The sequence below is a fragment of the Actinoplanes sp. NPDC019969 genome (genome assembly GCF_055562375.1).
The window spans coordinates 703,589-728,322 of the sequence record NZ_JBVHFK010000001.1 but is presented as its reverse complement, the minus strand read 5'-3'; the positions used below and the strand labels follow the sequence as shown (position 1 = coordinate 728,322).

Sequence of the window (24,734 nt, the reverse complement as noted above, 5' to 3'; positions counted from 1 at the left end):
GGCACGTAGGTTGGAGATCATGACCGTGGTCCTCTCCCGTGCCAGGGCCGGGCTGATGCTCGCGATCCAGGCCGGCCTGGCCGCCGGTCTCGCCTGGTACGTGGCGCACGACCTGTTCGGCCGCCCGATGCCGTTCTTCGCGCCGATCGCCGCCGTGATCGCGCTCGGCTCCTCGGTGGGACAGCGGCTGCGGCGCACCTCCGAACTGGTGATCGGGGTCGCCGCCGGCATCGGCCTGGGCGACGGGATCATCCTGCTGATCGGCAACGGGCCCGTGCAGATCGGCGTGATCGTGCTGCTCGCGGTGCTGCTGGCGACCGCGGCCGGCGGCGGGGCCGCGCTGATCGTGCAGTCCGCCTCCTCTGCCGTCCTGGTCGCCACCCTGACCACCGCCAACGGCCCGGTCTGGACCAGGTTCATGGACGCGCTGGTCGGCGGCGGGATCGCCCTGGTGGTGATGACCGTCCTGCTGCCGCTGAACCCGCTGACCGTGGTCAGGCGGGCCGCCGATCCGGCGCTGCGGGCCTTCACCGACGGCCTGCACGACGCGGCCCGCGGACTGGCCGCCGCCGACCCGGCGGTGATCCAGACGGCGCTCGAGCGGTTGCGGGCGGCCGAGGGCACGTTTGCGGCGTTCAGCGCGGCGATCGAGGCGGCGGGGGAGAACGTGGCGTTCGCCCCGGCCCGGTGGCGGGCCCGCGGCGCCCTGGCCCAGTACGTCGACGGCGCCCCGCAGCTCACCTACGCGCTGCGCAACGTCCGGGTGCTGCTGCGCCGGGCCCAGACCGCGCTGAACGACCACGAGGCGATCCCGGCGGTGCTGCCCGAGTCGGTGCGGCACCTCGGCGACGCGGTGGAGCTGCTGCGGCAGGAGTGGGACCGTGGCATCGAGCCGGTCGCCGCCCGGGAACGGGCGCTGCGGGCGGTCGCCGAGTCCGGCCACGCCTACCGGGAGGGCGTCGGCTACTCCGGTGGCGTGGTGGTGGCGCAGACCCGGACCGCGGTGGCCGACCTGCTGCGCGCCACCGGTGTGGAGTACGCCGAGGCCACCCGCCAGGTGCGGGACGCGATCGGCTGGAGCGCCCGGCCCCGCAGCGGCCGCCGCCGGCCCGGCCGGTCCGGGCTGACGCCCTCATGATCGATGCGGGGCATGTCGGGCGCGACGGGGATGACTACGCTGGCGGACATGGCCGACGAACCAGCAGCCTTCAGCCCGGTCTCGGCGCCGCCGACCCCGGCTCCGCCCCAGCTGCCCGCACCGGGCCGTCCCGGGTGGTGGCGCTGGGTCGAGATCGGCGGGGCGATCACGCTGATCGCGCTCGCCGCCATCGGCATGCTGATCTTCCTCGGTTACAACATCGGCCCGGCCGGCCTGGCCATCGGCCTCACCGCGGCGATCCTGCCGGTGCCGTTGCTGGCCAGCGCCTTCATCTGGCTGGATCGCTATGAGCCGGAGCCGGCGCATTACCTGATCTTCTGCTTCGCCTGGGGCGCCGCGGTGGCGACCGCCGCCGCGCTGGCGGTCAACAGTGGGGCGGCCTGGCTCTTCGAGCGGGTCGGTCTGCCAGACGCGCTGGTGGCGGTGCTGGTGGCGCCGCTGATCGAGGAGTCGATGAAATTCCTCGGCCCGCTGCTGCTGTTCTGGCGGCGCCGCAAGGAGTGGTCCGGCATCACCGACGGCATCGTCTACTGCGGGCTCTCCGCGCTCGGGTTCGCCATGGTGGAGAACGTGCTCTACCTGGGCGGCCACGGGTACGCCAAGGGAGCCGCCGACTACGGCCCGGCGACCGGCCTGCAGAACGTGTTCCTGATCTTCATCGTGCGCATCATCTTCACCGGCTTCGCCCACCCGCTCTTCACCTCGATGGCCGGCATCGGGCTGGGCATCGCGGCGCGCTCCGGCGACAAGACGGTCCGGCGGCTCGCCCCGCTGGCCGGCCTGGTGCTGGCGATGATCCTGCACGGCATCTTCAACCTGCTGCCGACGTTGTCCGTCGCCACCGGTGAGACCTTGATCATGTTGTACGGCTATCTCGGCTTCATGGTCCCGCTCTTCTTCGCCGTGGTCGGTTTCGCGATCGCCTGGCGCAGCTGGGAGGGCCGGCTGGCCGAGCGCGTGCTGTACCCGTACGCCCAAGCCGGTTGGTTCGCCCCGTCCGAGGTCGCCGCTCTGGGCACGCTGGGCCGCCGGCACGCCGCCCGGGAGTGGGCGCGCCGGGTGGCCGGCCCGATCGGGCGGCGGGCGATGCGTGACTTCCAGTTCGCCGCGAACAAGCTGGCTCTGCTGCGGGACGGGCTGACCCGGGGCCTGCCGCGCACCCCCGCGGAGATGGACCGGGCGGTCACCGAGGAACGGGATCTGCTGCTCGCGATCACCAACTACCGGTCGGCCTTCGCCGGGCGGGACCCGCAGACACCGCCGTCCTGGTGGGACGGGCGGCATTACCGGATCACCTTCCCGGACGGGGTGGTGCGGACCGTGGCGGCGCCGCCGGAGCCGGTCATGCCGATCCCGATCGTGCTGCCCACGATGCCGATGGGCTACGGAGGGCCACCGCCGTTCGCGCCGCCGCCGTTCGTGCGGGATCCGCTCCCGCCTCAGAGGTAGAGGCCGGTCCCGTCGGACTCGACCCGGTTGGCCGCGACCGCGTGCACGTCCCGCTCGCGCAGCAGCACGTAACCCTTGCCGTGCAACTCCACCTCGGAGCGGTCGTCGGGGTCGAACAGCACACGGTCGCCGACCACGATCGAACGCACGTTGGGGCCCACCCCGACCGCCGTCGCCCAGGACAGGCGCCGACCCATCGAGGCGGTGGCCGGGATGACGATGCCGGCGGTGGAACGGCGCTCGCCCTCACCGCCGTCCTGGCTGACGAGAACGCGGTCGTGCAGCATCCGGATCGGCAGTCCGGCCTCGGTACGGGTGTCGGCACTCACGCTGCAGACGGTACGCCGCCACGGAACAGCCAGGTTCACGGGGAAGCCGATACGGGCATTCGCGTACTAGCGTGATGACCACGTATTCGACAGGTCGAGGGGGTTAGGCGGTTGAACCGCTTGCAGCGGGTCCGGGACAACCTGAAGAAAGCCTACGACTCAGGCCGGGAGTCGGTGCGGCAGATGCGGGCCGAGCGTCCGGCGACCGAGCCGGAGCGGTACGAGCACGAGTTCGTCCCCGCCCCCTCCGACCCGGAGTTGGTGCACAACTCGACGGCCAGCCGGGACGACGCGGAGGTCCCGCAGCCGTTGCGGATCGCCGCGGCCTGGAGCTGGCGGCTGATCGTGGTCGGCGTGATCGGCTGGGCGCTGCTGCGGCTGGTCGGCATGGTCAGCATCGTGATCGTCCCATTGGCCATCGCGCTGCTGCTGTCGGCGCTGTTCGGCCCGGCCGTCGGCTGGCTGCTGCGGCTGCGCCTGCCCCGCTCGCTGGCCACCTTCCTGGTGCTGGTCGGCGGCATCGGCCTGCTCGTCGGCACGCTGACCCTGGTGGTCAACGAGTTCATCGCCGGGGTGCCGAAGCTGACCGAGAACGCCGCGGCCGGTGTCAACCAGATCCAGACGTGGGCCAAGACCGGCCCGCTGCACCTCTCCAACGACCAGGTGGCCCAGGGCATCGCCACCGCGCAGGAGTGGGTCAACTCGAACACGTCGGCGCTCACGTCGACCGGCATCGCCACCGTCGCCACCATCGCCGAGCTGGTCACCGGCATGCTGCTGGTCATCTTCGCGACGTTCTTCTTCCTGCGGGACGGGCGGGCCATCTGGCGGTTCATCGTCCGGCTGTTCCCGGTGAACGCGCGCTGGTCGCTCGCCGACGCCGGCGACGCCTCGTGGGCCACCCTGGGCGCCTACGTGCGGGCCACCGTGCTGGTGGCCTTCATCGACGCGGTCGGCATCGGCCTGGCGCTGGTGGTGCTGGAGGTGGAGTTCGCCTTCCCGCTGGCCGCGCTGGTCTTCCTGGGCGCGTTCGTGCCGATCGTCGGCGCCAGCGTGTCCGGCGCGGTCGCGGTGCTGGTGGCGCTGGTCGACGAGGGCTGGGTGGTCGCCCTGATCACGCTGGGCGCGGTGATCCTGGTGCAGCAGATCGAGGGCCACGTCCTGCAGCCGCTGATCATGGGCCGGGCGGTGTCGGTGCATCCGCTCGCGGTGATCATCGGGATCGCGTGCGGGGTGGTGCTGGCCGGCATCATCGGCGCGCTGGTGGCCGTACCGCTGATCGCGGTCCTCAACACCGCCGTCCGGCGGCTGTCCCGCCGCCGCCCGGAGATCCCCCCGCACGCCGAGGTGGTCACCACCGGCGTCTGAGAGCGTGTGGATTTCGGGCGCGCATAGCGGCCGAAATCCACACGCGGTCGGGAGACGAAAAGGCGGGACCCCGGCAAGGGTCCCGCCTTTGTCAACAGAGCGTGGGTCAGGCGTTGGCCACGGTCAGCGCGATCTCGTTGATGCCACGGGCGGCCTCGACGGCCAGCTCACCGTTGCCGTGCCGGCTGAGCGCCTTCACGGTCCAGTTGCCCGGGGCGGCGAAGAAGCGGAACAGGCCCTCCGGCGAGGAGACGACCTCGGCGGTGAACTCGCCGGAACCGTCCAGCAGCCGCACGTAGGCGCCGCCGACGGCCTCGCCCTCGGCGTTGCGGACGATACCCGTGATCACGGTTTCCTTGGCCAGGTCCACGCTGCTGGGGAGGGGCGCGGACTGGTCAGGGGCGGCGCAGCCGGCCGCGACGTTGGCGGGAGAAGTCATGGGATCAGGCCTTTCCGGGCTCGTCGCCGAGGGCGATCGGCACACCGATGAGGGAGCCGTATTCGGTCCAGGAGCCGTCGTAGTTCTTGACGTTCTCGTGGCCGAGCAGCTCCTTGAGCACGAACCAGGTGTGCGAGGAGCGCTCGCCGATGCGGCAGTACGCGATGGTGTCCTTGCTGCCGTCGAGGCCGGCCTCCCCGTAGATCTTGGCGAGGTCCTCGTCGGACTTGAAGGTGCCGTCGTCGTTGGCGGCCTTGCTCCACGGCACGCTGATCGCGGTCGGGATGTGACCGGCCCGCTGCGACTGCTCCTGCGGCAGGTGCGCCGGGGCGAGCAGGCGGCCCGCGAACTCGTCGGGGCTGCGGACGTCGACCAGGTTCTTCACGCCGATGGCCTGGACGACCTCGTCACGGAACGCGCGGATCTCCAGGTTCGGCGCCTTGGCGACGTACTCGGTCTTCTCGCGGACCGGCACGTCCTTGGTGTAGACGCGGGCGTCGAGCTCCCACTTCTTGCGGCCACCGTCGAGCAGCTTGACGGCCTCGTGGCCGTACAGCTTGAAGTACCAGTACGCGTACGCCGCGAACCAGTTGTTGTTGCCGCCGTACAGGATCACGGTGTCGTCGTTGGAGATGCCGCGCTCGGAGAGCAGAGCGGCGAACTGCTCCTGGTTGACGAAGTCCCGCCGGACCGGGTCCTGCAGGTCCGTCTTCCAGTCGATCTTGATGGCGCCCGGAATGTGCCCGCCGTCGTAGGCGCTGGTGTCCTCGTCGACCTCGACGAACACGAGGCCGGCGGTGTCCAGGTTCTGCTCGGCCCAGTCGGCCGAGACGAGTGCGGTGTCGCGACTCATCGATTCACTCCTTGGAGATGGGTGATGGGAGAGTCAGCGCACGGATGTGTTGTCGCACTCCGCGCGGACCCAGAGGTGGTTGGGATCACGGGCTTGCTGTGCGACGGCGCCACTGCCGGGCTAGAGATGCCCTGGGCTAGCTAGAAGAGGTGCTCAGCACCGAGTGGCCCCGTCAGATGACGGGACGACACAGGCACGCGGCCACGCGACACAGGTCGACCGCGCGCCGTTTGGTGAGCAACATACTCATGTGGCCGACCCTACCAGCGTGCTCACGCTACGGAACAGAGCCGACCACGATCCGGGATCGAGTGAGGTCAGACACCCGCCGCCGCGAGCGACACATCGGTCGCCCCGAACGCGACCCGCAGGCCCTCCGGCAGCGGCTGCAGCGTTTGGAGCTGCAGTTTCATCGGCAGATCCGGCACCGGGATGTCCGGCAGGTCGCCCTTCAGCAGGGACGTCAGACTGCTCTCGTCGAGCGGGGTCTCCGGCACGTCCGTCGCCTTGACGTCGGAGAACCGCACCCGGATCTTGCCGTCGACCACCTTCAGATCGATGGCGGCGGAAACGTTGATCTTCTGCAGGCCGGAGATCGACACGGTCGCCGAGCCGACCACCTTCCCGTCCTTCTCGGCGAGTTTCAGGCCCTCCTGGCCGGTCGCCTCGGCGAGCAGCGCGTAATCGATGGTCCCGACGCCGGTGACCGATCCGGCCCGCACCTCGCCCTGGCCGCTGCGCAGCGCCTCGAGCGGGGCCCGCACGTCCCGCGCGCGGATGTCGAGCAGATCCATCCGCACCGTCTCGCCGGACAGCGCCGTCGCGCGGAAGTCGGGCAGCTCGATGCGGATCTCCTCGTACTTCCCGGCGAGGACCTGGGTGAGGAACGGGACGCCGGCGATGGTCACCACGGGCGGGCTGCTGGACGCGCTGCGGGCGGCCACCTCCTGCGTGACCTTGTCGGCCAGGACGTTCTCCGCGTACGAGTTGCTGAACCGGTCCAGCACGACGAGCCCGGCCGCCAGCAGGGCCAGCAGCACCAGCGCCACGGTCAGGAGCTTGCGCCCCCGGCGACGGCGGGGACGCGCCGATCCGTAAACCTCGGCCACTGTTCCTCCCCTTACCGCCCGGCTGCCCTGGAAACGTACATGCCCGGGTCCAGGGTGCGGTGAAACAGCCGGGTCAGGTGAGGTACCAGTGTGCCAGTGCGTAGGCCGCGAACGCGGTGAGCGCGAACCCGCCGAGCGGCCCCTGCATGTGCCGGGCCAGCCAGAAGGTCGGCGCCTCCCCGGCCAGCCGGCGACCCGCCTCACCGAAGTTGACCGCCAGGTCGATCAGGTGCGCGGCGACCGCGGCGACCAGGCCGAGCACCGCGCCCTTGGCCGGGGTGAACGGGAAGACCAGATAGCTGCCGAGCACGGCCGAGGCCAGGGTGCCCAGCATGGCGCCGAGCACGATGCCGGTCGCGCCGCGCGGCACCTGCAGGGCGATCCGCGGTTTCGGGAACACCGCGTCGGTGAGCCGGGCCACCAGCAGCGCCACCCCCGCGCCGGTGCAGCAGACCAGGATGGCCTGCGAGCCGATCGGCTCCCGGGTCAGGACGATCAGGATCGCGTACGCCGTCGCGCCGCACACGATCAGCAGGGTGGTGCGCCAGGTGTCCTTGGCCCGCTGCCGGTCGGCGGCGCGGACCACCTGCGCCACCATCGTCACCGCGAAGCCGCCGAGGGTCACCCACAGCAGCGGCAGCAGCTCACCCGGCTCGCCGGTCACCGCCAGGTAGTCGGCGATCAGCGCGGTCACCGCGACCACCGCGGCGGTCGCGGCGGCGGCCGGCGGCTGCAGGGCCATGGTCCAGGCGAGCAGGCCGAGCAACTGCACACCGAAGAGCACGATCGCGTACGGCGTCCGGGTGCCGGGCCCGGTGAGATGACTGCCGACGATCAGCGCCACGGCGAGCAGCGCGGCGAAGCCCCCGATCGCGGCCGACAGCTTCGGCCGGACCGGGACGACCGGGATCTCCTCGAACTCCTCGTCGTCCTCGAGCTCCTCCGACGAGGGACGTTTCTCCTCCTCGTCCTCCGGGACAGCGCCGAACCCGGCCTTGGGCCGGCCCGGGTTCATGCGCGCGACCTGCTGGGAGGCTTCGGCGTCCCAGGGGTCGTCGTTCGGCATCGAGGGGAACACGCCTGTGATCGTGCCAGAACCGGGTCCGTGGTCCCAATCGCCGCACCTCCACCCGCTCGGGTAAAAGGCTGGTTAAGGATCGGCCGTTCGGCCACCTACCTGGCGTTCTCTACATCACTTGGGAGTGCGACCCGGGTATCGGACGAGATGCATCGGTTAAGGTAAGCGCAACCCACCCGTCGGTGACGCCGGGCCCCATTCTCCGGTGGCGCAGCATGTCAGCTTCGCAGACCGGGTCACCCGAGCGGCCCGCGAGCCGCGAGGACGGAGGTGAGTGTGGAGATTCTTCTGCTGGTCACGGCACGTGCCGGTGAGCCTTCCGCCGTACTGCCCGCTCTGGACCTTCTGCCCCACTCGGTGCGCACCGCCCCCCGCGACGTGCGCACCCTGGTGTCCGGCCCCAGCCCGGACGCCGTCCTGGTCGACGCCCGTTCCGAGCTCTCCGAGGCGCGGGCCACCTGCCGCATGCTGCACGCCACCGGGATCGGCGTCCCGCTGATCGCCGTGGTCACCGAGGCCGGCCTGATCGCGCTGAACGCGGACTGGGGCGTCGACGACGTCATCCTGGCCAGCGCCGGCCCGGCCGAGGTCGAGGCCCGGCTGCGGCTGTCGGTCGGCCGTCTCAACAACGCGACCGCCGGCGCCGGCGGCTCGATCCGTGCCGGTGAGCTCAACATCGACCCGGACACCTACGCCGCGAAGCTCAAGGGCCGCCCGCTCGACCTCACCTACAAGGAGTTCGAGCTGCTCAAGTTCCTCGCCCAGCACCCGGGCCGGGTCTTCACCCGCGACCAGCTGCTCCGCGAGGTCTGGGGCTACGACTACTTCGGCGGCACCCGCACCGTCGACGTGCACGTCCGTCGCCTGCGCGCCAAGCTCGGCTCGGAGTACGAGTCGATGATCGGCACGGTCCGCCAGGTCGGTTACAAGTTCGTGGTCCCGCCGTCCGGCCGCCAGCTGCCGGACAACGAGCCGGTCTCGCTTCCGGTCTGATCTATAGTTCCTGCCATGACGTCTCGAGAGCCGGTCCGTGTCACGGACCGGCTCTCGTCGTCCGAGGTGGACGACGTGCTCGCGGTGGCCGCTGCCGCCGCGCACCTGGACGGCGTCCAGCCTCTCTCCGAGGACGTCGTGCTGCGCGTCCGCGGCGACGTTCCCTCCCACGGCCGGCATCTGCTGGCCTATGCCGGTGACCGGCTCGCCGGTTACGCCTTCGTGGAGGATGCCTCCGGCGAGCTGTTCGTCGACCCCGGTTTCCGCCGGGCGGGCGTCGGCACCGAGCTGCTGGCCGCCGCCGGCCCGGGCCCGTTGCGGTTCTGGGCACACGGCGACGATCCCGGCGCGACCGCCTTCGCCGCCCGCAACGGTTTCGAGCGGGCCCGGGTACTGTGGCAGATGCGCCGTTCCCTGGCCGAGCCGCTGCCGGAGATCCCGCTGCCCGAGGGCGTGACGGTCCGCAGCTTCCGGCCCGGCTCCGACGAGCAGGCCTGGCTCGGCGTCAACGCGCGGGCCTTCGCGCACCACCCCGAGCAGGGCCGCTGGACGCTCGACGACCTGCTGGGCCGGGAGGCGGAGCCGTGGTTCGACCCGGCCGGTTTCCTGCTCGCCGTCGACATCACCGACACCCTGGCCGGTTTCCACTGGACCAAGGTGCACCCGGCCGCCGGCGACGAGCCGGCGCTCGGTGAGATCTACGTGCTCGGCGTCGACCCGGCCGGGCACCGCCGGGGTCTGGGCGCCGCGCTGAGCGTGGCGGGCCTGCGGCACCTCGCGGATTCCGGCCTGACCGTCGCCGGCCTCTATGTGGACGAGTCGAACACCGCCGCCGTGAAGCTGTACCGGGGGCTCGGTTTCGAGGTCTACAAGACGGATGTGAACTACCACCGCCTCGGGTAACCGAACGGTCATCTGACGGCTGCCCGCCGTTATCAGTAGGCCCCGGCGCCGCTTTTGGATAACGCCCCGGACAAGCGGATATCTCGCTGCGATAACGGGCCACCGGATATTTCCGACATGTCGAGTGAAGCGCGAGCGGTTCACCTTCTGGCTATCTTCAGCTCAGTGGATGGCTACTCAGCGGGGCCGACGTGTTCACGCCTGGTTCATTTGGGGCCAGCGAGCCGGTCACTTCCCACTTTTAACTTTCCCAGTGTGAGCCGGTGAGACACCGGCTGCAGGACACACCCCCACCCGAAGGGAAAACCGTGAAGCTCCAGCGGTCCGGACTCGTTGCCGGCATTGCTCTGACTGCGACGATCGCGCTCACCGCGTGCGGCTCCGACAACGAGCCGACCCCGGCGGCCAACGGCGGCTCCTCCGCTGCCGCGGGCGACTGCGTGAGCGGCAGCCTGACGGCGCAGGGCTCCAGCGCCCAGAAGAACGCCATGGACGAGTGGATCAAGGGTTACCAGGCCAAGTGTGGTTCGGCCGGCGCCAAGGTCGACTACCAGGGCACCGCCTCCGGCGCGGGCATCCAGGCGTTCATCGACGGCACGGCCGACTTCGCCGGTTCCGACTCGGCGCTGAAGGAGGAGGAGCAGCCGAAGGCGGACGCCAAGTGCGTCGGCGGCAAGGCCCTCAACCTCCCGATGGTGATCGGCCCGATCGGCGTCGTCTACAACGTCCAGGGCGTGGACGGCCTGCAGCTCTCGCCCTCCACCCTGGCGAAGATCTTCTCCCTGAAGATCACCAAGTGGGACGACCCGGCGATCAAGGCGGAGAACCCGAGCGCGACCCTGCCGTCCGCCAACATCGAGACCGTCCACCGTGCTGACGAGTCCGGCACCAGCGACAACTTCACCAAGTACCTGAGCAAGTCGGCCGAGGCCGACTGGACCTTCGGCAACGCGAAGGCGTGGAAGGCCCCGGGCGGCACCGCCGTCTCCAAGTCGGACGGTATCGCCACCAAGGTGAAGAACACCGCCAACACCATCTCCTACGTCGAGATGTCGTTCGCGGAGAACCTGAGCCTGCAGACCGCGAAGATCAAGAACGGCGCCGGCGAGTACGCCGAGCTGAACGGCACCAACGCCGGCAAGACCTTCGAGAACGCCACGATCAAGGGCAAGGACGGCGACCTCGCGCTGTCGATCGACTACAACACCAAGACCCCGGGCGCGTACCCGATCGTTCTGGTGACCTACGAGATCGCCTGCAGCAAGGGCAGCGCCAAGGCCAAGGAGGTTCAGGCCTTCCTGAAGTACACCTCCAGCACCGACGGCCAGAAGGCTCTGGAGAAGGTCGGCTACGCCCCGCTGCCGGAGACCCTGCGCACCCAGGTCGAGAAGTCGGTCGCCTCGATCGCCTGATCCGACCGACTGATCTCCTTCCCTCCGAGACGACAGCGAGCGCGCAGATGGGTGACTACCCCTCCCGCTCGGTGAAGAACGCCACCGCCGGCGACCTGGTCGCGACCTCGAGTCGCGGGCAGGGCGCCGGCTACGGCTCTTCCCCGAGCAACTACGACGAGCCCCCGCTCGGTGGCGGTGGCGCACTGCCGAAGAAGTCCCGATTCTCGATCGAGACGGCTTTCCGGGCCGTGTCCACGGCATCCGGCGCGATGGTTCTGGTCATCATCGTCGCGATCGCCGTCTTCCTGATCTACAAGGCGACGCCGGCGCTGCAGGCGAACACCGGCAGCTTCTTCACCCAGTTCGAGTGGAACCCGAACGACGCGACGCCGTCCTTCGGCATCGCGGCGATCGCGTTCGGCACCGTCCTCAGCTCGATCATCGCGCTGCTGGTCGCGGTGCCGGTCGCGCTGAGCATCGCGCTCTTCCTGTCGCACTACGCGCCCAAGCGGCTGGCCACCCCGCTGGGCTTCGTGATCGACCTGCTCGCGGCAGTGCCCAGTGTCGTCTTCGGTCTCTGGGGCCGGGACGTGCTGCAGGCGCCGGTCCGGGACTTCTCGATCTGGCTCAACGAGTACTTCGGCTGGATCCCGCTCTTCGGCGGCGACGGCCCGTTCGGACAGTCGATCCTGCTCGGCGGCCTGGTCCTGGCGATCATGGTGCTGCCGATCATCACCTCCCTCTCCCGCGAGGTCTTCCAGCAGACCCCCGGGATGAACGAGGAGGCGGCCCTGGCTCTCGGCGCCACCCGCTGGGAGATGATCCGCACCGCGGTCCTCCCGTACGGCAAGCCCGGTGTGGTCGCCGCGGTGATGCTCGGCCTCGGCCGTGCCCTCGGCGAGACGATCGCCCTGGCGCTGACGCTCAGCATCGCCTTCGACATCTCGTTCAACCTGATCGAGAACGGCGGCAACTCGGTCGCCGCCAACATCGCCAACTCCTTCGGTGAGGCCAACGAGACCGGCCGCGGCGCCCTGATCGCCTCCGGTCTGGTCCTCTTCACCATCACTCTGGTGGTCAACATGACGGCACGGGCGATCATCTACCGCCGTCGCGAGTTCCGGGACAACGCCGCATGAGCATCTTGGAGAAGCAGGTGCCCGGTGTCGTGATGACGCCGGACAACATCCGGAGCAAGAAGCTCCCGGTCGGGATCAACGTCGCCGTCGCGGCCGCCGCTTTCGTGGCCGCCGCCGTCCTGGTGCTCGGTCTCGGCATCGGCAACGGGGTCCTGGTCGTGGTGATCGGCGCCGCCCTCTACCTGATCGGCCTCGCCGTCGTGGCCGGCCGCATCGAGGGCAAGCGGGCCGCCCGCAACCGGACCATGAAGTCGCTGATCTACACCGCCTGCGTGCTGGCGGTCCTGCCGCTGATCTCGGTGATCTGGACGCTCGTCGAGAAGGGCATGGCCCGCCTCGACGGCGACTTCTTCGGCAGCTCGATGAACAACATCGGCGCCCGGGACGCCAACGGTGGCGCGTACCACGCCATCATCGGCACCCTGGAGCAGGTCGGACTGGCCACCCTGATGGCGGTCCCGGTCGGTGTGCTCGGCGCGATCTACCTGGTCGAGTACGGCCGGGGCAAGTTCGCCGGCACGATCCGCTTCTTCGTCGACGTCATGACCGGTGTCCCGTCGATCGTCGCGGGTCTGTTCGTCTACACCTTCTGGGTGCTGCAAGTGAGCCCGTTCTTCAACGACGGCCGCCCGCAGGCGTCCGGCTTCGCCGCCGCGATGGCCCTGTTCGTGCTGATGCTGCCGACGGTGGTCCGGTCCACCGAGGAGATGCTGCGGCTGGTGCCCGGCCCGCTGCGGGAGGGCTCGTACGCCCTCGGTGTCCCGCAGTGGAAGACGATCCTCAAGGTCGTCCTGCCCACCGCCCTGCCCGGCATCGTCACCGGCGTGATGCTCGCGGTCGCCCGGGCCGCGGGTGAGACCGCCCCGGTGCTGCTCGCCGCCGGCGGCCTGGCCGCGATCAACTTCAACCCGTTCGAGGGCGGCCAGTCGTCGCTCGCGCTCTTCGTGTACCAGCAGGCCGGTGACGGCTCGAAGTTCGCTCCCGACCGGGCCTGGACCGCCGCGCTGACCCTGGTCGCGCTGGTGCTGGTCCTGACCGTCGCCGCCAAGCTGCTCGCCCGTCGCAACAAGCTGTCCCGTTAAGAGGTGTCTTCCATGGCCAAGCGCATCGAGGCGAGCAACGTCTCGTCCTACTACGGCTCCTTCAAGGCGATCGACAGCGTTTCGATGACCGTCGAGCCCAAGACGATCACCGCTCTGATCGGCCCGTCCGGTTGCGGCAAGTCGACCTTCCTGCGGTCCATCAACCGCATGCACGAGGTGCTGCCGGGCACCCGCATCGAGGGCAGCCTGACGATCGACGACCAGAACATCTACGACCCGGACGTCGACGTCACAGCGGTCCGCCGCATGATCGGCATGGTCTTCCAGCGGCCGAACCCGTTCCCGACCATGTCGATCTACGAGAACACGGTCGCCGGCCTGAAGCTCAACGGCGTCAAGAAGAAGTCGGTGCTGGACGAGGCGGCCGAGAAGTCGCTGCGCTCCGCGAACCTGTGGGACGAGGTCAAGGACCGCCTGGACCGTCCGGGCGCCGGCCTCTCCGGCGGTCAGCAGCAGCGTCTGTGCATCGCCCGGACCATCGCGGTGCAGCCGCAGGTCGTGCTGATGGACGAGCCGTGTTCCGCGCTCGACCCGATCTCGACGCTGGCGATCGAGGACCTGATGTTCAAGCTGAAGGACCAGTTCACGATCATCATCGTCACGCACAACATGCAGCAGGCCGCCCGCGTCAGCGACAAGACCGGCTTCTTCTCGATCGACAAGACCGGTGACCCGGGCCGCCTGATCGAGTACGACGACACCCAGAAGATCTTCAGCAACCCGACCCAGAAGAAGACCGAGGACTACATCACCGGCCGTTTCGGCTGACGTCCGCTTCACTCACGGTCTCCGCGCCGGTCCGGCTTCCCGCCGGGCCGGCGTTCTGCCGGTACGGGCCACCACTCCCACAACCGCAATCCCGCCGCCCCCGGAACTCCCGGCGCGAGGTCCGCGGCTCTCCCGGCCCCAGCGCGCGGTGACGGCCGGGCGCGAGCCGTCGCTCACGCGGGTCATGGCGGCGGGGATGGCCGTCTGGCGTACGGCTGGCGGTCGGTTGCGGTTACCCCGGGTTCGCGAGCCGTCGCTCACGCCGGTCATGGCGGCCGGGATGCCTGTCTGGCGTACGGCTCGCGAACGTGGGGGCCGCTACGCCCGTGAGAGGCGCTTCGGTCCGGGCCACCGCCCCACGCCGCCCGCCGGGGGTCACGGGACGGGTCGATTGCGGTTGGGGGAGTGGTGGCCCGTACCGCTGCGGGGTCTCAGGGGATCTGAAGCGTTACCCGACCGTCTGCGGTGACCACGACGCGGGGGTTGAGCGGTGTCGCGGCGTCGCGGTGGGCGGACGCGGCGACCACGTCCGCGAGGGTTCCGCAGGCGGTGATCTGGGCGAGCGTGCGCCGGGTGGGCGGCAGCATCGGCAGGTCGTCGGTGCCGCCGATCGGGACCCAGGCGGTGCGGTCGGCCTCGCCGGAGACATCGCGGGCGCTCTGGGCCTCCGGGAGCAGCGCCACGAAGAACCAGGTGTCGAAGCGCCGCGGCTCGAAGTCCGGGGTGATCCAGCGGGCCCAGGGCAGCAGCAGGTCGTCGCGCAGGCGCAGGCCGCGGCGGGCGAGCAGGTCGGCCATGGTGAGTTCGCGGCGCTGGACGGCGGCGCGGTCGCTCTCCCAGTCGGGGCCGTCGGTGGCGGTGACCGTGCGGTCGGGTTCGGCGGCGGGTCCGGCCAGCAGGATGCCGGTCTCCTCGAACAGTTCGCGGGCGGCGGCGCCGACCACCGCGTGGGCCTCGTCGCCGGGCAGGCCGAGCCGGTCCGGCCAGTCGGTGCGGATGGTGGAGGGCCGGTCCGAGGGGTCGACGACGCCGCCGGGGAAGGCGTAGACACCGCCGAACGTCATCGTGCCGGCGCGGCGCAGCACGTAGACCTCGAAGCTGTCGCCGGACGGGCGGAGCAGCACCACGGTGGCTGCCGGGCGGGCCGGCGCGGGCGGGCCGGTGAACTCGCGGGCGCGTTGCGACATGGCCGGCGGAAGCGACATCGAGTCGGTCACCGGTCGATCCTGCCACCCGGTGTGGCCGGGGCGATACGGTATCGCCCGCCCGAATGCTGGCGGAGGGGCCGCGGACGGTTCGCCGGGCGATACGGTATCGATCATGACAGGACAGAAGGTGCGCTGGGGGATTCTCGGCCCCGGCGGGATCGCCAGCACATTCGCCGACGACCTGCCACTGGTGGAGGGCGCCGAACTCGCCGCGGTGGCCTCACGGAACAAGGCGAACGCCGAGGCGTTCGCGGAGCGGCACGGTTTCGCACGGGCGTACGGGTCGTACGCCGAACTCGCGGCCGACGACGCGGTGGACGTGATTTACGTGGCGACGCCGCACGCGTTCCACCTGGACGCGGCGATGCTCTGCATCGAGGCCGGCAAGGCCGTGCTGGTGGAGAAGCCGATCACGCTGGACCTGCCGTCGGCGGCGGTGCTGATCGAGGCCGCGCACGCCCGGGGTGTGTTCCTGATGGAGGCCATGTGGATGCGCTGCAACCCGGCCATCCGCAAGATCGCCGAGCTGGTCGCCGGTGGCGCGATCGGCGCGGTGAGCGCGGTGCACGCCGACTTCGGGCTGCAGGGGCCGTTCGAGGCCTCGCACCGGCTGCGTGACCCGAAACTGGGCGGTGGCGCGCTGCTCGACCTGGGTGTCTACCCGGTTCACCTGGCGCACCTGATCCTCGGTGTGCCGGAGCACGCGCACGCCTGGTCGCACCTGACCGCGGAGCGGGTCGACGAGAACACCGGCGTCCTGCTGGGTTACGCGTCCGGCGCGGTGGCCGCCCTGACCTGCAGCATCAACGGGGCCAGCCGGAACGCGGCGTCGATCACCGGCACCGCCGGGCGGATCGACCTGCCGGCCGGCTTCTTCGTGCCGACCTCGTTCACGCTGAACCGGCCGGACGAGGAGCCGGAGACGTTCGAGTTCCCGATCGAGGGCAGCGGTTACCAGTTCGAGGCGGCCGAGGTACAGCGCGCCCTGCTCGCCGGCGAGCTGGAGAGCGGACTCGTGCCGCACTCCACCACGCTCGAGGTGATGGGCCTGCTGGACGCGCTGCGCGAGCAGATCGGCGTCATCTACTAGTTGAAGAGCGGCCGCACCACGAAGTAGATGATGCAGGAGAAGAACGCGGCGGCGGGGAACGTCGTCACCCAGGCGATGACGATGTTGCCCGCCACGTTCCATCGGACCGCGCTGAGCCGTTTCGTCGCGCCCACGCCCATGATCGCCGAGGTGATGGTGTGCGTGGTCGAGATCGGCGCGTGCAGCACCAGGGCGTTGAAGTAGAGCACCGAGCTGGCCACCGTCTCGGCCGCGAAACCCTCCGGCGGCCCCAGATCGATGATCTTGCGACCGAGGGTACGGATGATCCGCCAGCCACCGGCGTACGTGCCGGCCGCCAGCACCGTCGCCGACGTCCAGTACACCCACTCCGGAATGTGTTCCGAGCTGGACTGGAAACCGCCGGTGTAGAGCGCCAGCACCACGATGCCCATGGTCTTCGCCGCGTCCTGCATGCCGTGGCCGATGGACATCGCGGCGGCCGAGGCGGTCTGCGCCCAGCGGAACCCGCGGTTCAGCCGGCCCGGATGCCCGCGCCGGAAGATCCACATGATGGCGACCATCATCGCGAACCCGAGGATCAGCCCGACGAACGGCGACACCACCATCGGGATGAGCACCTTGTTGATGATGTTGTCCCACTTGACCGAGCCCGCGGTGGCGAAGAGCGTGGCGCCGACCAGGCCGCCGAAGAGCGCGTGGGACGAGCTGGACGGCAGCCCGAAGTACCAGGTGATCAGGTTCCAGGTGATCGCCCCGAGCACGCCGGCGAAGACGATGCCGAGGCTGGGCACGCCGGTCGGCAGTTCGACCAGGCCGTCGCCGACCGTCTTGGCGACCTCGGTGCCCAGGTGCGCGCCGATGAAGTTGCCGATCGCGGCCATGCCGAGCGCGATCCGCGGGGTCAGTGCCCGGGTGCTGACGCTGGTGGCGATGGCGTTCGCGGCGTCGTGGAAGCCGTTCGTGTAGTCGAACGCCATCGCGGCGAGGATCACCGCCACGACGGCGACGAGTTCGGGATCCACGCTCTAGGACTCCTTGACCGCGATGGTCTCGACGGTGTTCGCCACGTGCTCGAAGGCGTCGCAGGCGGCTTCCAGCTCGTCGACGACCTCTTTCATCTTGAGTACGGTCAGCGCGTCGTACTCCCCGGAGAAGAGGCGGACGAGCAGCATCCGATAGGCCCGGTCGCCGTCGTTCTCCAGGCGGTTGACCTCGATCCAGTACTCCTCGAGGTTCTTCATCGTGCGCAGCCGCGGCATCGCCTCGGCGGTCACCTTGGCCTGCTGGTCCAGCACCGTGACCAGCTCGTGCAGCTCCCGCGGCAGGGACGGCAGATCGGTCAGCCCGTACAGGTAGAGCAGGTTGCCGGCCGCCTCCAGGTGGTCCATCACATCGTCCAGCTGGGAGCCGAGCGAGTAGATGTCCTCCCGGTCGAACGGGGTGATGAAGGTGGAGTTGATCTTCTTGTACAGCTCGTGGGTGATCGAGTCGCTGTCGTGCTCCACATCGCTGAGCCGATCGGCGACGGACTGGACGTCCACACCGGGCAACGCCAGCTCGTTCAGCAGCTCGGTCCCTTTGACCAGGTTGTACGCGGCTTTGGTGAAGAGTTCGTAGAAGGCACCCTCGACGGGGCGGAATGAGAACTTCACAGCGCGGACCTCGATCGACGGCTCTTGAATGGATCTCCAGCAGCATGCTAGCGGTCCCCGCGGGTTCACCCTTTGCGACGGTTCCTAAACCGTCTCGTGACGACCGTTTGAACGTGGCGCGTTCGGGCGCGGCGCGGAACGGCGAACCGCCCTGGTCGGCAGGTGCGGCCGGGGCGTCCCGGTGACCGGGTGCCGGCGCAGGTGCCGGGCCAGCCCGGTCAGGTCGGTGTCGGCGATCACGTCCACGCCGGCGGCGCCGAGTTCGCTCCAGATCGCCGCGCGGGCCCGGCGAGTGCCCTCGGGCAGGCCGGCGATCCGGACCGTACGGCCGTCGTCGTGCGCGGCCCGGACCAGGGCGTGCAGCTGGTGCCGTTCCTCGGCGGTGATCGGCTCCTGACCGTCCCACCCGAACCGGCGGCTCCACGACTCGCTCACCATCGGGACCAGCGACGGCGGGGCGGCGCGGGAACCCAGGTCGTCGAAGGTGCCGTCGGCGAACGCGTACCGCTCGGTCTGCGCCGCGAGAAGCTCGCGGACGTCCACCGCGCCGGTTACCGTGACCGTCACCGCACCCGGCGTCATCTCGTCGCGCAGGCATCGGCTGAGCAGACCGGAGTGGTCCTGCAGCTGCCGGTCCAGCATCCGGTAGGCGTGCAGCAGCGCCGCCGGGTCCCGGTTGGTCCCGGCGAACTCGACGACCAGCCGGAACGGCGCCTGCTGATCCGGCCAGAGGAGCCCCGCGCCGTTGCCGGCCCGGGCGAAGAGCGGGGCCAGGACCAGTCGCCGCAGGGTGCGCCCCGGCTGCGGCCCGCCCGGGCCGAGGAACAGCTCGCCGTGCGGCCCGGGGGTGACCCGGACCGTCAGCCCGCCCAGCCCGGCCTTGAGCACGGCGGGCAGCGGGTCGGCCGTGTCCGGCCCGGCCAGCGCGTGACCGGCGGCGAGGCAGGGCCGGGAGCGGCGGAGCATCACGACCGAGACCGCGCCGCCCGCTCCGGCCAGCCCGGCCAGGCCGCCGGCGAGAGTCGCCATGTCCTGCACCAAGCACCGTCCGATTTAGTCTTTATGGGTGTTTTATACTGTGGCACAGTCGCTAGCCGGAAACCGGCGATCTCGCGCAGAATTCCTCTCATGTCGCAGCCGTCCGCCGACGAGTTCGAACTCCACCGCCCCTACCTGCACGGGGTGGCGTACCGGATGCTCGGCAACCGCGCCGAGGCCGAGGACGCGGTGCAGGAGGCCTGGCTGCGCTACGCGCAGCAGACCGAGCAGATCAGGGATGCGCGGGGATGGCTGACGACGGTCACCGCACGGATCTGCCTGGACCAGCTCAACTCCGCCCGGGTACGCCGTAACGAGTACCCCGGCGAGTGGCTGCCGGTCTACGTGGTCGAACCCGACGCCGGCCCCGCCGACCGGGCCGAGATCGCCGACCAGGTCAGCATCGCCCTGCTCGTGGTGCTGGAACGCCTCACCCCGGAACAGCGCGTCGCGTTCGTGCTGCACGACGCGTTCGCGGTGCCGTTCGAGGAGGTGGCGGCGGTGCTCGACAGCACGCCCGCCGCCGCCCGGCAGCACGCGTCCCGGGCCCGCAAGGCGGTCGCCGGCGGCGGGATCCGGCACACCGCGGGACTGGCCGAGCAGCGGCGGGTGCTCAACGCGTTCCTCGCGGCGGCACGGGACGGCGACATGCGTACCCTCGCCGCCGTGCTCGCACCCGACGTGGTCGCCATCGGCGACGGTGGCGGCGTCGTCCGCACCGCCCTGCGCCCGATCCTCGGCGCCGACAAGGTGGCCCGGTTCTTCACCGGCCTTTTCGGTCACCGGCTGGCCGGGATCACCGACATGAAGATCGAGCCGGCGCTGGTCAACGGGTCGGCCGCACTCGTCGTCCGGGGCACCCGGGTGGACGGCGGGCCGCTGCTGCTGGTCTCCACGCTCGCCGTCGACGACGGCCGGATCACCGGCATCTTCAACCAGCAGAACCCGGAGAAGCTAGTCCTGGGTGACTTCGAGTAGGTGCTTGCGGTAGTGCGAGGCGAACGGCTCCGAGCCGTCGCCGAGCGCCACCAGCAGCTGCCGCGCCGCCGCGTAGGCGTGCTCCACCAGATCCTCCGGGTAACCGAAGGCGACCCGGTGCTCGGCGAACTCGTCCTCGTCGCGCAGCTCGACCAGACCCGTCTCCCGGCGGCGCACCGCGTCCAGGTCGAGGTCGATGATGTGGACCGTGTCACCCTCCCAGCGGGCCGGGGTGGTGATGTCGCAGTAGACCTCGCTGGTCCGCGGCGGCGGGTTGAACATCCCGGTCCACCAGGCGTGATGTGGAATCAGCAGGACGAACGGGATCTGCTCCACCGACGGCCGGCCGTGGTAGACCGAGGCCGTGCCCCGGGTCACGCCGACCCAGATGCCGAGGTCGTCCTCGGCCAGGCGGCGGGCCGGGTAGTCACGATGAGCCGAACCGTCGTACTTCGTGTAGATGACCCGGACCATCTCGCTCGGCATGGCTTGCACCCTAACGGTGACCGGAAAGTGTCGGTGGTGCCGGGTACGGTTCCTCCCGTGCCCGCAGCCAGCAAGAAGAAGGCCACCGCCGAACAGATCCTCGCCGCCGCTGTCGGCGCCGTCCCCGGGGGATCCGCCCGGCCAGGCCAGCAGGCCATGGTCGAGGCCATCGACAAGGCCGTCAAGAACAAGGAGCACCTGCTCGTCCAGGCCGGCACGGGCACCGGCAAGAGCCTGGGATACCTCACCCCGGCCCTGCTCGTCGAGGGTCCCGTCGTGGTCTCCACCGCCACCCTCGCCCTGCAGAACCAGCTCGTCGAGCACGACCTGCCCCGGCTCGCCGAGGCGGTCCAGCCGGTGCTCGGCCGCAAACCCACGTTCGCCGTGCTCAAGGGCCGCCACCACTATCTGTGCGCGGCCAAACTCGAACACGCCGACGAGGACGGCCCGTCCGACACCCTCTTCGACGCGCCGGCCGCACCCAAGGCCGGCCAGTGGCTCGGCGAGGCCGGCCGGCTCGGCAAGCAGATCCTGCGCATCCGGAAATGGTCGGAGAAGACGCAGACCGGCGACCGTGACGAGCTGGACCCGGGCGTCGACGACTCGGCGTGGAAAGCCGTCTCCATGCCCGCCCGCGACTGCGTCGGCGCGGCCCGCTGTCCGTACGGTGCGGAGTGCTTCGCCGAGGCCTCCCGCGTCCGCGCCCGCGAGGCCGACATCGTCGTCACCAACCACAGCCTCCTCGCCGTCGACATGATCGCCGGCCGGCAGATCGTCCCGCCGCACAAGCTGCTCGTCGTCGACGAGGCGCACGAGCTCGCCGACCGGGTCTCCTCCGCCGCCCAGGCCGAGATCACCCCCGAGGCGATCGAGCGGGCCGGCCGCCGCGCCCGCACCGTGGTCACCCCGGCCGCCGCCGAGGCGCTGGCCGAGGCCGCCGACGCGCTCACCCTGGCGCTGGCCGACCTGCCGGCCGGGCGGCTCACTGACGGCCTGCCCGAGCGGCTGCGCCTGGCCGTGAGCACGCTGGAGTCGGCCACCCGGGCCGGGCTCACCGCGATCGGCGAGATCAAGTCCGACGATCCCGACCCGGTCGGCAAGCAGCAGGGCAAGGCGGTTCTCGACGAGCTGTCCACCACCGCGCAGCGGCTCCTCGAGGAGAACGCGTACGACGTCGCCTGGGTGGAGAAATCCGACTTCGGCAACGGCAGGCGGGCCCTGGTGGTGGCCCCGCTCTCGGTCGCCGGCACCCTCGCCGAAAACCTGTACTCCGACCGCACCGTCGTCGTCACCTCGGCCACCCTGACCCTCGGCGGCCGCTTCGACACGGTGGCCCGCTCGCTCGGCCTGCCCGCCGCCACGCCCGGCCCCGACGGCGCCCCCGCCTCCGGTGACGGGTGGACCTCGCTCGACGTGGGTTCCCCGTTCGACTACCCCAAGCAGGGCATTCTGTACGTGGCCGCGCACCTTCCGCGCCCCGCCGCCTCCGGCCTGCCCGACGCCGCCGGAGCCGAGCTGCTGCGGCTGGTGGAGGCGCTGGGCGGCCGCACGCTGGGACTCTTCTCCTCCCGCAAGGCCGCCACTCAGGCCGCCGAGCTGGTCCGCGCCAAGACCGACCTGCCGGTCCTGCTGCAGGGCGAGGAGACGCTGCCGATCCTGGTCCGCAAGTTCAAGGAGCAGAAGGAGAGCTGCCTCTTCGGCGTGATGTCGCTGTGGCAGGGCGTCGACGTGCCGGGCGACTCGTGCCAGCTCGTCGTCATCGACCGGTTGCCGTTCCCGCGCCCGGACGAGCCGCTGGCCGCCGCCCGCGCCGACGCGGTGGACGCGGCCGGCGGCTCCGGCTTCTCCGCGGTCAGCGTCCCGATCGCGGCGGTCCGGCTGGCCCAGGGCGTCGGCCGCCTGATCCGCTCCACCGGCGACAAGGGCGTGGTCGCGGTCCTCGACTCCCGGCTGGAGACGGCCCGGGGGTACGGCGCCTTCCTGCGCAAGTCGCTGCCCCCCTTCTGGTACACGACCCGGCCCGACGTCGCCGAGGGCGCCCTGCGCCGCCTGGCGAACACCTGATGGGTTGATGAGCGACTATAGGCGCTAGTGCGCTAGTTGCATGACGTGTTCGATCGCTGGAAGCCGTACTGGTGAGGTTCCGGAGCGGGCGTAATATCCGATCTAGGCCACGTTGAGCTGATGTCGCCGATTCGGGCGACGACATCGACGTGGCCGCCAAGCCCTGCACCGTACGTCCGGAGCACGTCGAGCGAGACTCCCTCACCGTTCTCGATCTGGCTGATGTGTGCCTGACTGAGTCCGGTGGCTTCGCCAAGCTGGCTTTGCGTCAGTCCGCTCCCCTTTCGGATCTCGGCCAGTCGGGCGCCGCTGACGGCGGCCAGCATCTGCTTGCGCATCTCAGCTCGGCGCTCGACGCGATCGGGGGTCATCCCGGGTCGGGTCGATGGCGCGTGCCTTCGCTTGGACGTCGCGCCAGTTCACGAATTCAGTCATCGCTCACCCTCCTTGTCCAGTGTCTCGAGATGCATGGCGAATCGCGCGTCGGCCAGCGGGATGTCCTTCTCGTACCATTCTCGCCACTGCCCCGACTTGTCTTCCGCCACTAGGAAGACGGCTTTCCCTGCCGGGTCGAAGGCGAAGATCATCCGGATCTCTGTCGCGCCGGACGACCCTGGACGCAGTTCCTTCATGTTGTGATAGGCGCTGCCTCTGCGGCGGTCGACGAGCGGTCGCCCCCGGGGGTTGGCCCGTGTTCGGCGAGGACCTCGATGGCGTCGGCGACGAGGTCGGCTGTGGCCGGATCGGTCACGCAGAGCCGCAAGTACCAAGCCTCGACCTCGTGATGGAGTTCGATGTCCCACACGAATCTGGTATAAGAAAAACTCATGCCCGTGGTCAGTCGCGCTTCCGGCTGATCCGGAAGGACGTGTCACCATGGCTGCCGTGACGGGGCCGGGGTATGGGTATCCGCCGCCGGTTCGGGACTGGCGGCGGCGGTGGTGGGTGTATGGCGCACTGGTGGTCTGGGCGCTGGCGCTGACCGGCGCCGGGTTCTGGTCGGTGCGCAACGATCCGCCGACCGTGCCCGAGCAGCGGGATGCCGGCCGGACGCTGCCCGCGCTGCGTGCGGCCGCCGGCGCGGTCGTCGAGGCGGCGCAGGAGGACCGCTGGGTGCTGCGGCTCGGTGAGCTGCGGGCCGATGAGTGCTCGATCACCCCGGTGCGCGGCGGGCTGGAGATCAGCCGGGACGTGACGCTGTACGTGGCCGAGGGGGAGGCACGGGAGGCGCTCGACTCGGTGACGGCGGGGCTGCCGGCGGCGTACGGGGCCGGTGTGGTGGCGACCCGCGGCGGCACCCGCTTGTCGTTCTACGCGGATGCCGGTGAGTTCGTCGCGATCGACACGACAGCGAACTCGGCCGACCGGGTGCTGAACCTGCACATCTCCACGGGCTGCCGTCCGGGCAGCGGGGCGGTCGATCTCGCCGATCCGGCGGCCGGGGCTGTTCCGGCCGAGGTGGCCACGACGGTCGCCGCGATCAGGGCGGGCGGGCCCGCCAGCGGAGCCGACGGCGGGAACGGGGCCGGGAACGCCGGTGCGGTGACGAGCTTCGCGGTGCCCTGCCCCAGCGGCGGCACGGCAGCCGCCTACGTCGCCGACGCGGGGCCGGTGGATCCGCGGGGCGAACCGCGCGGGGTCCCGGACGGGACGACCCCGGTGTGGTCGGAGCCGGGCGGGTGGGCGTACCGCGCAGGCCCTGAATCAACAGTGGTCACCGCCGACGGTGACCGTCTCCGGGTGACGGTGACCACCGGCTGCCGTCAATAGACGAGCGCCTGCGCCCCGTCGGACATGATCTCCTCGACGAAGACGGCGGCGCCGGCGATCCGGATGCCGGGGATGACGTCGGCCGGCCCGATGTCACGGCGGGCCGCGCACTGGGTGCAGGCGGTGATCCGGCCGGCTTCGAGGAGCACGTCGATCAGGTCGGGCAGCGGCGCGGCGTGCGGCAGCTCGAACGTCGCGGCCCGGCCCGGCAGGGCGAACCAGGTGGACTCCCCGGTCAGCCACAGGGACACGTCGACGCCGGCGGTCGCGGCCGTGGTCGCCACGTTGAAGGCCTGGTTGCAGCGTTCCGGGGCGTCCGCGCCGGCGGTGGCCTTGACGACCAGCAAACGTGCCATACCGGCCAGCATAAGATGGGCCGGTC

The 24,734-nt window shown here is 70.6% G+C and carries 26 protein-coding genes and 2 pseudogenes; 13 read left to right on the top strand and 15 right to left on the bottom strand.

What is annotated here, in order from left to right; translation table 11 throughout:
* Positions 1-19: 19 nt before the first annotated feature.
* Together ACZ3II_RS03540 and ACZ3II_RS03535 are read left to right on the top strand one after the other, a co-directional pair.
* Positions 20-1,138, top strand: a complete 1,119-nt coding sequence (locus ACZ3II_RS03540) for an FUSC family protein (RefSeq protein ID WP_465516026.1) — start codon at positions 20-22, stop codon at positions 1,136-1,138.
* Positions 1,135-2,596: pseudogene (locus ACZ3II_RS03535) on the top strand (PrsW family intramembrane metalloprotease); the annotation flags it as partial. The gene ACZ3II_RS03540 and the pseudogene ACZ3II_RS03535, both read left to right, overlap by 4 nt.
* A 2-nt stretch (positions 2,597-2,598) precedes the next feature.
* Here ACZ3II_RS03535 and ACZ3II_RS03530 read toward each other — a convergent pair.
* Positions 2,599-2,895: a GroES family chaperonin gene (locus tag ACZ3II_RS03530; RefSeq protein WP_465516598.1), complete on the bottom strand. Its 297-nt coding sequence runs from the start codon at positions 2,893-2,895 to the stop codon at positions 2,599-2,601.
* A 162-nt stretch (positions 2,896-3,057) separates the two neighbouring features.
* Between ACZ3II_RS03530 and ACZ3II_RS03525 the strand changes: the two genes are divergently transcribed.
* Complete coding sequence (locus tag ACZ3II_RS03525) at positions 3,058-4,305, top strand: AI-2E family transporter (RefSeq protein ID WP_465516597.1); 1,248 nt, start codon at positions 3,058-3,060, stop codon at positions 4,303-4,305.
* A gap of 106 nt (positions 4,306-4,411) precedes the next feature.
* Here ACZ3II_RS03525 and ACZ3II_RS03520 read toward each other — a convergent pair whose 3' ends face one another.
* From ACZ3II_RS03520 to ACZ3II_RS03500, 5 genes and pseudogenes are all read right to left on the bottom strand, one after another.
* Entirely contained in the window at positions 4,412-4,744 is a 333-nt protein-coding gene (locus ACZ3II_RS03520; protein ID WP_465516025.1) for a DUF1416 domain-containing protein, read from the bottom strand.
* A 4-nt stretch (positions 4,745-4,748) separates the two neighbouring features.
* Complete coding sequence (locus ACZ3II_RS03515; protein ID WP_465516024.1) at positions 4,749-5,597, bottom strand: sulfurtransferase; 849 nt, start codon at positions 5,595-5,597, stop codon at positions 4,749-4,751.
* Positions 5,598-5,769: 172 nt separating this feature from the next.
* A pseudogene (locus ACZ3II_RS03510) lies at positions 5,770-5,847 on the bottom strand (Ms5788A family Cys-rich leader peptide); the annotation flags it as partial.
* A gap of 67 nt (positions 5,848-5,914) precedes the next feature.
* Positions 5,915-6,706 (bottom strand): LmeA family phospholipid-binding protein, encoded by a 792-nt coding sequence (locus tag ACZ3II_RS03505; protein ID WP_465516023.1) that lies wholly within the window; start codon positions 6,704-6,706, stop codon positions 5,915-5,917.
* A 73-nt stretch (positions 6,707-6,779) separates the two neighbouring features.
* Entirely contained in the window at positions 6,780-7,772 is a 993-nt protein-coding gene (locus tag ACZ3II_RS03500; RefSeq protein ID WP_465516596.1) for a hypothetical protein, read from the bottom strand.
* A gap of 288 nt (positions 7,773-8,060) precedes the next feature.
* Here ACZ3II_RS03500 and ACZ3II_RS03495 point away from each other — a divergent pair, with 288 nt between their 5' ends.
* From ACZ3II_RS03495 to pstB, 6 genes are all read left to right on the top strand, one after another.
* Positions 8,061-8,777 (top strand): winged helix-turn-helix transcriptional regulator, encoded by a 717-nt coding sequence (locus ACZ3II_RS03495; protein ID WP_106315799.1) that lies wholly within the window; start codon positions 8,061-8,063, stop codon positions 8,775-8,777.
* 15 nt (positions 8,778-8,792) lie between these two features.
* Complete coding sequence (mshD, locus tag ACZ3II_RS03490) at positions 8,793-9,680, top strand: mycothiol synthase (protein ID WP_465516022.1); 888 nt, start codon at positions 8,793-8,795, stop codon at positions 9,678-9,680.
* A gap of 308 nt (positions 9,681-9,988) precedes the next feature.
* Positions 9,989-11,092 (top strand): phosphate ABC transporter substrate-binding protein PstS, encoded by a 1,104-nt coding sequence (gene pstS, locus ACZ3II_RS03485; RefSeq protein WP_465516021.1) that lies wholly within the window; start codon positions 9,989-9,991, stop codon positions 11,090-11,092.
* Between the two features lie 47 nt (positions 11,093-11,139).
* A complete protein-coding gene (gene pstC / locus ACZ3II_RS03480; RefSeq protein WP_465516020.1) occupies positions 11,140-12,213 on the top strand; it encodes a phosphate ABC transporter permease subunit PstC in 1,074 nt (357 codons plus the stop codon).
* 32 nt (positions 12,214-12,245) lie between these two features.
* Positions 12,246-13,295 carry a phosphate ABC transporter permease PstA gene (gene pstA / locus ACZ3II_RS03475; protein WP_465516595.1) on the top strand — a complete coding sequence of 350 codons (1,050 nt, stop codon included), beginning with the start codon at positions 12,246-12,248 and terminating at the stop codon, positions 13,293-13,295.
* A 12-nt stretch (positions 13,296-13,307) separates the two neighbouring features.
* The gene (gene pstB, locus ACZ3II_RS03470) at positions 13,308-14,084 is read left to right on the top strand and encodes a phosphate ABC transporter ATP-binding protein PstB (protein ID WP_465516019.1); all 777 of its coding nucleotides are present in this window, start codon (positions 13,308-13,310) and stop codon (positions 14,082-14,084) included.
* Positions 14,085-14,515: 431 nt separating this feature from the next.
* On the opposite strand, the gene ACZ3II_RS03465 is transcribed toward pstB, so the two are convergent.
* On the bottom strand, positions 14,516-15,289 hold the full coding sequence (locus ACZ3II_RS03465) for an NUDIX hydrolase (protein ID WP_465516594.1): 774 nt from the start codon (positions 15,287-15,289) through the stop codon (positions 14,516-14,518).
* Between the two features lie 115 nt (positions 15,290-15,404).
* On the opposite strand from ACZ3II_RS03465, the gene ACZ3II_RS03460 reads away from it, so the two are divergent.
* The gene (locus ACZ3II_RS03460) at positions 15,405-16,382 is read left to right on the top strand and encodes a Gfo/Idh/MocA family protein (protein WP_465516018.1); all 978 of its coding nucleotides are present in this window, start codon (positions 15,405-15,407) and stop codon (positions 16,380-16,382) included.
* Here ACZ3II_RS03460 and ACZ3II_RS03455 read toward each other — a convergent pair.
* From ACZ3II_RS03455 to ACZ3II_RS03445, 3 genes are all read right to left on the bottom strand, one after another.
* Positions 16,379-17,386 carry an inorganic phosphate transporter gene (locus ACZ3II_RS03455; protein ID WP_465516017.1) on the bottom strand — a complete coding sequence of 336 codons (1,008 nt, stop codon included), beginning with the start codon at positions 17,384-17,386 and terminating at the stop codon, positions 16,379-16,381. The genes ACZ3II_RS03460 and ACZ3II_RS03455 overlap by 4 nt on opposite strands.
* 3 nt (positions 17,387-17,389) lie before the next feature.
* On the bottom strand, positions 17,390-18,016 hold the full coding sequence (locus ACZ3II_RS03450) for a DUF47 domain-containing protein (protein WP_465516016.1): 627 nt from the start codon (positions 18,014-18,016) through the stop codon (positions 17,390-17,392).
* A gap of 84 nt (positions 18,017-18,100) precedes the next feature.
* Positions 18,101-19,045 (bottom strand): PI-PLC domain-containing protein, encoded by a 945-nt coding sequence (locus ACZ3II_RS03445; RefSeq protein ID WP_465516015.1) that lies wholly within the window; start codon positions 19,043-19,045, stop codon positions 18,101-18,103.
* A gap of 99 nt (positions 19,046-19,144) precedes the next feature.
* On the opposite strand from ACZ3II_RS03445, the gene sigJ reads away from it, so the two are divergent.
* Positions 19,145-20,032 carry an RNA polymerase sigma factor SigJ gene (gene sigJ, locus ACZ3II_RS03440; protein WP_465516014.1) on the top strand — a complete coding sequence of 296 codons (888 nt, stop codon included), beginning with the start codon at positions 19,145-19,147 and terminating at the stop codon, positions 20,030-20,032.
* On the opposite strand, the gene ACZ3II_RS03435 is transcribed toward sigJ, so the two are convergent.
* Positions 20,009-20,518 (bottom strand): DUF402 domain-containing protein, encoded by a 510-nt coding sequence (locus ACZ3II_RS03435; protein WP_465516013.1) that lies wholly within the window; start codon positions 20,516-20,518, stop codon positions 20,009-20,011. The two genes, sigJ and ACZ3II_RS03435, sit on opposite strands and share 24 nt — an antisense overlap.
* Before the next feature lie 33 nt (positions 20,519-20,551).
* Between ACZ3II_RS03435 and ACZ3II_RS03430 the strand changes: the two genes are divergently transcribed.
* The gene (locus ACZ3II_RS03430) at positions 20,552-22,582 is read left to right on the top strand and encodes an ATP-dependent DNA helicase (protein WP_465516593.1); all 2,031 of its coding nucleotides are present in this window, start codon (positions 20,552-20,554) and stop codon (positions 22,580-22,582) included.
* Positions 22,583-22,614: 32 nt separating this feature from the next.
* On the opposite strand, the gene ACZ3II_RS03425 is transcribed toward ACZ3II_RS03430, so the two are convergent.
* From ACZ3II_RS03425 to ACZ3II_RS03415, 3 genes are all read right to left on the bottom strand, one after another.
* Positions 22,615-22,920, bottom strand: a complete 306-nt coding sequence (locus tag ACZ3II_RS03425; RefSeq protein ID WP_465516012.1) for a helix-turn-helix domain-containing protein — start codon at positions 22,918-22,920, stop codon at positions 22,615-22,617.
* Positions 22,921-23,013: 93 nt separating this feature from the next.
* Positions 23,014-23,214, bottom strand: coding sequence for a type II toxin-antitoxin system RelE/ParE family toxin (locus ACZ3II_RS03420; protein WP_465516011.1), 201 nt, complete (start codon positions 23,212-23,214; stop codon positions 23,014-23,016).
* The gene (locus ACZ3II_RS03415) at positions 23,211-23,387 is read right to left on the bottom strand and encodes a hypothetical protein (protein WP_465516010.1); all 177 of its coding nucleotides are present in this window, start codon (positions 23,385-23,387) and stop codon (positions 23,211-23,213) included. The genes ACZ3II_RS03420 and ACZ3II_RS03415 overlap by 4 nt, the downstream gene beginning before the upstream one ends.
* 71 nt (positions 23,388-23,458) lie before the next feature.
* On the opposite strand from ACZ3II_RS03415, the gene ACZ3II_RS03410 reads away from it, so the two are divergent.
* Positions 23,459-24,352: a hypothetical protein gene (locus ACZ3II_RS03410; protein WP_465516009.1), complete on the top strand. Its 894-nt coding sequence runs from the start codon at positions 23,459-23,461 to the stop codon at positions 24,350-24,352.
* Here ACZ3II_RS03410 and ACZ3II_RS03405 read toward each other — a convergent pair.
* The gene (locus tag ACZ3II_RS03405; RefSeq protein ID WP_465516008.1) at positions 24,346-24,720 is read right to left on the bottom strand and encodes a DsrE family protein; all 375 of its coding nucleotides are present in this window, start codon (positions 24,718-24,720) and stop codon (positions 24,346-24,348) included. The genes ACZ3II_RS03410 and ACZ3II_RS03405 overlap by 7 nt on opposite strands.
* Positions 24,721-24,734: the final 14 nt, after the last annotated feature.

What these genes read in the sequence shown, in the direction of transcription:
- ACZ3II_RS03425 (WP_465516012.1), bottom strand. Translation starts at nt 22,920, where the DNA reads ATGCGCAAGCAGATGCTGGCCGCCGTCAGCGGCGCCCGACTGGCCGAG.
- ACZ3II_RS03410 (WP_465516009.1), top strand. Translation starts at nt 23,459, where the DNA reads ATGGCTGCCGTGACGGGGCCGGGGTATGGGTATCCGCCGCCGGTTCGG.
- ACZ3II_RS03420 (WP_465516011.1), bottom strand. Translation starts at nt 23,214, where the DNA reads ATGAAGGAACTGCGTCCAGGGTCGTCCGGCGCGACAGAGATCCGGATG.
- ACZ3II_RS03445 (WP_465516015.1), bottom strand. Translation starts at nt 19,045, where the DNA reads ATGGCGACTCTCGCCGGCGGCCTGGCCGGGCTGGCCGGAGCGGGCGGC.
- ACZ3II_RS03405 (WP_465516008.1), bottom strand. Translation starts at nt 24,720, where the DNA reads ATGCTGGCCGGTATGGCACGTTTGCTGGTCGTCAAGGCCACCGCCGGC.
- ACZ3II_RS03435 (WP_465516013.1), bottom strand. Translation starts at nt 20,518, where the DNA reads ATGCCGAGCGAGATGGTCCGGGTCATCTACACGAAGTACGACGGTTCG.
- ACZ3II_RS03500 (WP_465516596.1), bottom strand. Translation starts at nt 7,772, where the DNA reads ATGCCGAACGACGACCCCTGGGACGCCGAAGCCTCCCAGCAGGTCGCG.
- mshD (WP_465516022.1), top strand. Translation starts at nt 8,793, where the DNA reads ATGACGTCTCGAGAGCCGGTCCGTGTCACGGACCGGCTCTCGTCGTCC.
- sigJ (WP_465516014.1), top strand. Translation starts at nt 19,145, where the DNA reads ATGTCGCAGCCGTCCGCCGACGAGTTCGAACTCCACCGCCCCTACCTG.
- ACZ3II_RS03465 (WP_465516594.1), bottom strand. Translation starts at nt 15,289, where the DNA reads ATGTCGCTTCCGCCGGCCATGTCGCAACGCGCCCGCGAGTTCACCGGC.
- pstB (WP_465516019.1), top strand. Translation starts at nt 13,308, where the DNA reads ATGGCCAAGCGCATCGAGGCGAGCAACGTCTCGTCCTACTACGGCTCC.
- ACZ3II_RS03515 (WP_465516024.1), bottom strand. Translation starts at nt 5,597, where the DNA reads ATGAGTCGCGACACCGCACTCGTCTCGGCCGACTGGGCCGAGCAGAAC.
- pstC (WP_465516020.1), top strand. Translation starts at nt 11,140, where the DNA reads ATGGGTGACTACCCCTCCCGCTCGGTGAAGAACGCCACCGCCGGCGAC.
- ACZ3II_RS03530 (WP_465516598.1), bottom strand. Translation starts at nt 2,895, where the DNA reads ATGCTGCACGACCGCGTTCTCGTCAGCCAGGACGGCGGTGAGGGCGAG.
- ACZ3II_RS03520 (WP_465516025.1), bottom strand. Translation starts at nt 4,744, where the DNA reads ATGACTTCTCCCGCCAACGTCGCGGCCGGCTGCGCCGCCCCTGACCAG.
- ACZ3II_RS03540 (WP_465516026.1), top strand. Translation starts at nt 20, where the DNA reads ATGACCGTGGTCCTCTCCCGTGCCAGGGCCGGGCTGATGCTCGCGATC.
- ACZ3II_RS03460 (WP_465516018.1), top strand. Translation starts at nt 15,405, where the DNA reads ATGACAGGACAGAAGGTGCGCTGGGGGATTCTCGGCCCCGGCGGGATC.
- pstA (WP_465516595.1), top strand. Translation starts at nt 12,246, where the DNA reads ATGACGCCGGACAACATCCGGAGCAAGAAGCTCCCGGTCGGGATCAAC.